Origin of the sequence: Burkholderia sp. E168m23 (genome assembly GCF_016586125.1) — a bacterium.
Lineage (GTDB): Bacteria > Pseudomonadota > Gammaproteobacteria > Burkholderiales > Burkholderiaceae > Burkholderia > Burkholderia orbicola.
In genome coordinates this window covers 1-821 of the sequence record NZ_BCPP01001563.1, presented here as the reverse complement: position 1 = coordinate 821, position 821 = coordinate 1, and the positions used below count along the sequence as shown (strand labels likewise).

Annotated in this window: 1 pseudogene; it reads right to left on the bottom strand. The window is 64.7% G+C overall.

Annotated elements, in window-relative coordinates:
- Positions 1-821, bottom strand: a pseudogene (locus JMF90_RS38910) (hemagglutinin); the annotation flags it as partial.

Genomic DNA, 821 nt, shown 5'->3' with positions numbered 1-821 from the left:
GTCGAAGTCGAGAGCGACGTGATCGAGCTATTAGCCGAAGACAGGCCAGTCGAAGTCGAAGTCGACAGCGACGAAATGGCGCTGGTCGCAGTACCGACTTGCTGGGCGACCGAATACAGCTGGCTGCCGTTGATCGCGTCGGTACTGGTGGAGGTCACTTGACCGGCGGCGACGTTGGTGACTTGTCGTTCCTTGCCGGCATCGCCCACGCTGACGACGCCGACCGGGTTGGCACCAGCGAATCCGCTGAACGTCACGCCGTCGACGGTTGCGCTGCTCGTGGGCGTTGCCGCGACGGTCTTCGAGCCGGCGCCGAGCGCGACGGAATTGTCCGTGCTGACGACGGCGCCAAGGCCGACGGCGACGGAATTGATCGTGCTGGCGACGGCGCCGGAGCCAATGGCGACGGCGTCGGCGCCCGTTGCGGTGCTGTCGGCGCCGCTCGAGTTCGCGTGGAAGTACTTGATGCCCTGGCTGTTGATGTTGTTGATCGCCGAGCCGACGCTGTTGGCGGTCGAGGTCGTACCGTTCGCGTTGTAAGTCGTATATGCCGGCGCGGAAACCGTCCCCGTCGCCGGGTCGTAGGTCGAGCCGCCGCCGAGTGCTGATGCCGTGCTCGTACCGAGATTGTTCGTCTTCGTCGTGACGGAGCTCAGGCCGGTGGACAGCGAACCGATGGAACTCGTGGCCGACGAAAGACCGGTCGACGTGGAAGTCGACAGCGACGTGATCGAGCTGTTAGCCGACGACAGCCCCGTCGAAGCCGACGTGGAAAGCGAGGTAACCGAGCTGTTGGTCGAGCTGAGGCCGGTGGACAACGA